General features: G+C 69.8%; 7 protein-coding genes. 5 read left to right on the top strand and 2 right to left on the bottom strand.

Going from position 1 to position 6,286, the window contains the following annotated elements:
• Positions 1-177: 177 nt before the first annotated feature.
• Complete coding sequence (locus ACWEOZ_RS44040) at positions 178-1,146, top strand: hypothetical protein (protein WP_451916632.1); 969 nt, start codon at positions 178-180, stop codon at positions 1,144-1,146.
• The gene (locus tag ACWEOZ_RS44035) at positions 1,116-1,817 is read left to right on the top strand and encodes a nitroreductase (RefSeq protein WP_451916631.1); all 702 of its coding nucleotides are present in this window, start codon (positions 1,116-1,118) and stop codon (positions 1,815-1,817) included. Before ACWEOZ_RS44040 ends, ACWEOZ_RS44035 begins: the two co-directional genes overlap by 31 nt.
• Before the next feature lie 126 nt (positions 1,818-1,943).
• Here ACWEOZ_RS44035 and ACWEOZ_RS44030 read toward each other — a convergent pair whose 3' ends face one another.
• Together ACWEOZ_RS44030 and ACWEOZ_RS44025 are read right to left on the bottom strand one after the other, a co-directional pair.
• Positions 1,944-2,306 (bottom strand): hypothetical protein, encoded by a 363-nt coding sequence (locus ACWEOZ_RS44030; protein ID WP_451916630.1) that lies wholly within the window; start codon positions 2,304-2,306, stop codon positions 1,944-1,946.
• A 181-nt stretch (positions 2,307-2,487) separates the two neighbouring features.
• A complete protein-coding gene (locus tag ACWEOZ_RS44025) occupies positions 2,488-3,390 on the bottom strand; it encodes a LysR family transcriptional regulator (RefSeq protein WP_451916629.1) in 903 nt (300 codons plus the stop codon).
• Between the two features lie 72 nt (positions 3,391-3,462).
• Between ACWEOZ_RS44025 and ACWEOZ_RS44020 the strand changes: the two genes are divergently transcribed.
• The 3 genes from ACWEOZ_RS44020 (at position 3,463) to ACWEOZ_RS44010 (ending at position 6,189) form a co-directional block, all read left to right on the top strand.
• The gene (locus tag ACWEOZ_RS44020) at positions 3,463-4,341 is read left to right on the top strand and encodes a DMT family transporter (protein ID WP_451916628.1); all 879 of its coding nucleotides are present in this window, start codon (positions 3,463-3,465) and stop codon (positions 4,339-4,341) included.
• A gap of 185 nt (positions 4,342-4,526) precedes the next feature.
• Complete coding sequence (locus ACWEOZ_RS44015) at positions 4,527-5,426, top strand: RICIN domain-containing protein (RefSeq protein WP_451916627.1); 900 nt, start codon at positions 4,527-4,529, stop codon at positions 5,424-5,426.
• Positions 5,427-5,559: 133 nt separating this feature from the next.
• Complete coding sequence (locus ACWEOZ_RS44010; RefSeq protein WP_451916626.1) at positions 5,560-6,189, top strand: hypothetical protein; 630 nt, start codon at positions 5,560-5,562, stop codon at positions 6,187-6,189.
• The last annotated feature ends 97 nt before the right edge of the window (positions 6,190-6,286 follow it).

The following is a 6,286-nucleotide window of genomic DNA, read 5'->3' as shown; positions in this document are numbered from 1 at the left end:
GGGGTGACCAAGAACGGCATAGCTGCTCCTCAAGCCGATCTTGGTCACCCCGGCCCCCAACCGTCCACCGCAAGAAAATCAACCCCGCTCGACAAGACGCCCAGCTGAGCGCCAGCTGAGACCCCCTCAGCGTCACCTAAGCGGAAACGCAGAGACTGCGACCATGGTGTCGGAATCATGATGGTCAATGGCCGGCTGAAACTCGTCGCGGGCGCTTGGCAGATCGCCTACGTCGTGGTCCACCTGTGGTGGGCCACCACCGGCGGACCGCGTTTCTTCCATGGCCGGGAGTCGTACTTCCCGGGCGGATGGGTCCCCGTCGTTCTCGGCGCCTTCGCGGCAGCCGGATGCCTCTCCGCCGCGGTCGCCGATCGCCGCGAGCTGACGGACAGCGGCCGCTACGCGCTCGCAATGCTCAATGCCGTCGCGGGCGCTGCCTTGTGTGTGTACTCGTTCCTCTTCCCGGTCATCATGGTCGCCCTGCTGTTCGAGGGCCCCCAGACCGGCATCGCCGCCAGCCTTCTGGCGACCGGCAGCGGCGTCACCGGCGGAGTCCTCTGCCTGATCATCGCGGCCGGCGAGCGCCGGCTGGCCGCCCGTCCCTGCGAGTCCTGTGGCCGGGTCCACGGCAGATCGCCGGAGAGCCGGGCCGAGCAGGCGCCCGGCTGGGCCTTCGCCGGCGCCTACCTGGCCGTCGCCGGCTACGTGGCCCGGATGAGCGTGTGGCTCAACGACACGATCGCCGGCCGGTGGCCGTCGGCGGATGCCCGGACGGACGGCCCGTCGTTGACCGCGCTGGTGATCTTCATGGTGTTGATGAGCCTGGCCGGCACTGTGCTGCCGCTGGCCCTGGCGCATCGCTGGGGCCGGCTGTGGCCGGCCTGGACGGGACCGCTGCGCGGCCGGGCGGTGCCCCGCTGGCTGGTGCTAGGTACCGGTCTGTTCATGGGGGCGAGCCTGACCGCGTACTTCGGCATCGCCGGGATGATCGCCTGGATCCGCGGTGACTTCGGCGGCCCGTTCGTGCCGCTGCTGCTGGAGATGGGCGGCTACACGCTCTGGGGCGTCGGGTTGCTGGTCGCCGCCGCGTCGTACTTCGCGCTGACCCGGCCGCCGTGCCCGCGGCCGGCGACCGGGCGACGCTGATGGAACCGATGGACGTCTACAGCGCGATACGGACGAGGCGGTCGGTCCGCCGATTCACCGACCGGCCCGTCCCCCGCGGGGTTCTCGAGCGCGTGCTCGCCGCGGCCGTCGATGCCCCGTCCGGCAGCAACGTGCAGCCATGGCACGTCTACGTCGTGGCCGGCAACTCGCTGGCCCAGCTCAAGAAGACCGTTGCCCGCCGGGTCGCCGGCGGTGACTCCGGCGACGAGCGGGAGTTCGCGACCTACCCGCCCGAGTTGCGCCCGCCCTACCCCGACCGGATGGCGGCGCTGGGGGAGAGCATCTACGGCTCGCGCGGGATAGCCCGCGGCGATAGCGCCGGACGCGCCCGGATCCGGGCCGAGAACTGGAACTGCTTCGGCGCCGGCACGGCACTGTTCTGCTACCTGGACCGGGACATGCCGGCGCCGCGCTGGGCCGATATCGGCATCTATCTCCAGACGGTGATGTTGCTGGTGCGGGCCGAGGGGCTGCACAGCTGCACCCAGGAGGTGTGGGCGGAGTACCACCGCAGCGTCGCAGAGGTGACCGCACCGCCGCCCGAGCGGATGTTGTTCTGTGGCATGTCGATCGGCTTCGCCGATCCGACGTTCACGCCTCCGCGTGTCCGCCGCGCGCCCCTGTCGGAGACCGTGACATTCCTGGACTGACGTCCCGGACGTCACCGACGCCCGTGGCCGCCTGGTCGTCTTCGCCGACCGCCTGGAGGCACAACAGGTGGCCCGCCGTACCGAACGAGTAGTCCGGGTCATCGACGACGGGATCGCTGACTCCGGTCAGGGCTTCGCGCAGGCCTTGTCGACCTTCTGACCCGCCGCGTCGAACGAGGGACTCATCGCCGCCTGCACCGGGTCGGGGGCAGCGGCCGCCTTCGACGCCTCGGCCGACAGTCCGTCCAGCGCGTCGCTCAGCTCGCCGTCGCCGGATGCGGCCAGATCGCTCAACGTGGCGGCCAGGTTCGTCATCACCTTCTTGCCTTCCGCCGGCGGCACCTTTCCGCCGGGCGCGACCACCCGTTTGAGCTCCTCGTTCAACGCCAGCTTCGCCGCAGCAACCTTCTGGCACAGCGCCGCAGCCCCTCCCGTTGCCGCGGCCGGAGCCGACACCGTGGGCCCGTCGACGGAAGCGGAGCTGGGCACCACGGACACCGTGGAGGCCGCGGGCGCAGCCGTGCCGGTCTGAGGGGGCTCGTCCGAGGAGCACCCACTGAGGAGCGCAACGGTCATGGCGCCCAGGGCACAGGGGATCGTCAGTCGGTTCACAGTGCCCGACCCTACTGATGTTTGTCGATATCTGCTGGTCGCTGTGGAGTGCCGCCGGTCACGCCTGAGGCGGGCGTCCCGACTCGGTCGCAATCTCGCGCAGCGCGTCGAGCACCGCGCGTACCGCGACCCGGTGCAGGCTCTCCGGGCGGGCGAGAACGTCGATGTGGCGCCCGACCGGTAGGTCGGCCAGCGGCCGCAGCACCACGCCGGGTTCGGGCCGGCTGGTGTAACCGGGCAGCAGTGCGAGCCCACCGCCCGCGGCCACGATCGCGGCCACGACGGTGAACTCGTTGACCCGGTGGACGACGTCGAGGGGCCGGCCGGCGGCGGCCGCGATCGCTGTCAGGACGCCTTCGATGGGGAATCCTTCGCGGACGCTGATCCACGGCTCGGTGGTGACGTCGCCGGTGGTGAGGGAGGTCTTCGCGGCCAGCCGGTGGCCGGCGGGCATCGCGACGTACAGCGGTTCGTGGACGAGCGGCACGACCGTGAGCCGGTCGGCCGGCCAGGGCGGGCTGTGGGCCAGCCGGTGCGCCAGCACCAGGTCGTAGTCGGCGACCAGGGCCGGGAAGCCGGCCTGCGGTACGTCCTGGTCCGAGCACCGCAGCGGGGGCAGACCGGCCCGGGTGAGCAGCGGACCGAAGTAGGTGAGCCCGGCGCTGTGGAAGGCGGCCAGCGTGACGGGCGCGGCCGGGTTGTCGAGGTAGGCGTCCACGGCGCGCCCGGCGCGGTCGAGTGCGGTGGAGACCTCGATGGCCGCGGCGGCGAGGGCCCGGCCCGCCTCGGTCAGCACGAGGCGGCGGCCGCGGCGCTCGGTCAGGGGCACGCGCGCTGAGCGTTGCAGCGAGCGCAGTTGCTGGGAGACCGCCGAGGGCGTGATGTGCATCGCCCGCGCGACGGCGGCGACGCTGCCGCGGTCGCCGAGCTCCCTGAGCAGGCGCAGATGATGCAGATCCATTAGGCGTCACTACACCATTGCTTGAGAGGTTCACGTCTTGTCTTCACGATAGTCCAGCTCCAGGCTGCGTTCATGTCGATACGCCGCAGCGATCTGTTGTTGCTGGCCGTGGCGGTGGTGTGGGGCAGCAGTTATCTGGCCGCCCAGACTCTCGTCCTGGCCGGTGGGGTGCTGGCCGTGCTGGCGCTGCGCTTCCTGATCTCGGCGGTGGCGCTGGCGCCGGTCATGGCCGGGCGGCGGCTGACCCGGCCTGAGGTGCGGGTCGGGGCGCTGCTGGGTCTCACCCAGGCGTCGGTGCTGGTCCTGGAGACGTACGGGGTGGCGCTGACCACCGCGACCAACGCCGGCGTGCTGATCAGCCTGACGATCCTGCTGACGCCGGCGTTGGAGGGCGCCGTGCGCCGGCGGTGGCTGCCGCCCCGGTTCTTCGTGGCCGCCGCGGTGGCGGTGGCCGGCGTGGTGCTGCTGGTCGCCGGCCCGGGCCTGCGGGCGCCGACGGCGGGCGACGCGCTGATGCTCGCCGCGGCGGTGGTACGCGCGGCGCACGTCACGCTGTCCGGGCGGCTGACCGACGGCCGGCGGTACGACACGGTGACGCTGACCTGGCTGCAGATGATGGTCGGCGCGGCCCTGTTCACCGTCCTGGCGGCCCCCGCTCTGCCTACGGCGGTACGGGCCTTCGGGCCGGGACAGTGGCTCGGCGTGCTGTATCTCGCGCTGGGCTGCAGCGTGTTCGCCTTCCTGGTGCAACTGTGGGCGATCCGCCGTACGTCGGCGGCCCGCGCGAGCCTGCTGCTGGGCACCGAGCCGGTGTGGGCGGTGCTGTTCGGGGTGGGCATCGCCGGGGAGCACTTGACCGCGGTCGCCGTCGCCGGGATCGCGCTCGTGCTCGCCGGCACCTACTACGGCCAGCGCGTCGAGGCCGACCACCGCGCGCTGGTGGCGGTCTGATCCTCCGTCCCGACGAATGCGCGGCGGCGGCGCGGAATGCGTCGGCTGGCACGTTTTGAGGATCAGCGAATGCGCCGGACTCCGTAGCGTCAGGGCCAACGAAAAGGAGGCCGTCCATGACTGACGTCCACACATCCCGTTCTTTGACCCGTACGTTCCTACGAAGGCGCAGGTCCATTCTTGTGGTGGCGGCGATTGCTCTGCTCGCGAGTTTCCTGTCGGCCGCACCCGCCGGCGCCGCCGATCCGGCCGACACCATCAGGATCCAGAACGCGAAGAGCCGCCTCTGTTTCGCCCCGGCCGGCGGCAGTGGTGCCGGCAACACCGCCATCGTCCAGTACTACTGCGACAACAACACCAACCGGGCCTGGCGACAGCTCTACAGCCGCAGCACCGATGGACGGTTCCGCATCCAGAACGTGGCCACCGGCCAATGCCTTTCTCCCGCCGGGGGCGGCAGCGGCCTCAACCTGACCATCGTGCAGTACACCTGTGACTCGGATCAGTCACGCTACTGGCAGCAGGTGAACGGCCCGAACGGCTACCTGATCCGCAACGTGGGGAGCAACCTGTGCCTGTCTCCCGCGGGCGGCAGCACCACCATCAACGTGCTTCTCGTGCAGTACGCCTGTGACCAGGACCCGGCCCGGGGATGGAGTCTCCTCGGCGTTTACCACATCCCGAACTCCAACAGCGGTCTCTGCCTGACCGTCGCCGGCGGCAGCACCGTCCTCAACGTCGCCGCTGTCCAGTTCGAATGCGACGGCAACCCCGCTCGCCTGTGGAACCTCGTCGACGACTACACCAGCGACGCCTTCTATCTGAAGAACGTCAACAGCGGCTTGTGCCTCTCCCCGGCCGGTGGCGTCGGCGGCGACAACATCCCGATCGTCCAGTACCAATGCGACGGCAACCCCGCCCGCACCTGGCGCCTGGTCCCCGAGGGCTACTTCTCGTACCTCCAGAACGTCAGCACAGGCCTGTGCCTCTCACCAGCCGGCGGCAGCACCACCCTGAACGCCGCAATCGTGCAATACCGCTGCGACAGCAACCCCTCCCGCCTGTGGCGCACCGCCCGCGCATAACCACGCAACCTCACCGTGGCCTTGCCGCATGCGAAAGAACGACAACAAAAGCTCCTCACACGATCTGTTGAATCGATGCTGATCAGCGTTGCGAGGCGAAGATCAGTCTCGCTCGGGTCGTCGTGAGCAAGGCGTGGACCTGCTGGCGCCGTCTGCAGTGGTGGACCGAGGCCGGCGTGTTCGACCAGGTGCACCAGATACTCCTGGCACGGTTGAACGCAGCGAACCGGATCGACTGGTCACGTGCGGCGATGGACGGCAGTCACATCGACGCGAAGAAGGGGGCGCCGGAACAGGTCCGTCGCCGGTCAACCGCGCCAAGCCCGGCTCCGAACACCACCTGATCTGCGACGGCAACGGCACCCCGATCTACGTGCTGACCAGTGGCGCGAACGTACCCGCCACGCTGTTGGCGGATAAGGCCTACAGCAGTGCGGCGTTCCGTCCGGCCTGCCGCGAGCGCGGCACCGAACCGATCATCCCAAGCCCTCCTGATCTGCTGGCGCCGATCGGTCAAGTGAGCGGGTTAGAGATCGTGTTAGGCGCTTTAAGTCACCTGACCCGCAATCACCGCAACCGGCGAGGTGCGTACGCAAGACCCACCACAAAGCCCGGCCTGCCCACCAAAATCCCCTACAAAGCCCACAGCGCGGAAGCCAGACCCAAAACCGCAAGGGGATCACCTACGAAGACCGGCAACCACCAGCGAGCAACCAATTCCAGAGCCGGACAGAAAACCATGCAAGGTTGGGGGCCGGGGTGACCAAGAACGGCATAGCTGCTCCTCAAGCCGATCTTGGATTGTAGGTCTTGCGCACTGCGAGCCGACCACCCCGGGCAGCACGCCCGGTCTCGGCAGG

The sequence above is a fragment of the Actinoplanes sp. NPDC004185 genome, from assembly GCF_053603475.1.
The sequence above is the reverse complement of the archived record's forward strand: the minus strand, read 5'-3'. Positions and strand labels throughout refer to the sequence as shown.

Bases quoted from the DNA above. Each gene is read 5' to 3' on its own strand.
- ACWEOZ_RS44040 (WP_451916632.1), top strand. From the start codon at position 178: ATGATGGTCAATGGCCGGCTGAAACTCGTCGCGGGCGCTTGGCAGATC.
- ACWEOZ_RS44025 (WP_451916629.1), bottom strand. From the start codon at position 3,390: ATGGATCTGCATCATCTGCGCCTGCTCAGGGAGCTCGGCGACCGCGGC.
- ACWEOZ_RS44020 (WP_451916628.1), top strand. From the start codon at position 3,463: ATGTCGATACGCCGCAGCGATCTGTTGTTGCTGGCCGTGGCGGTGGTG.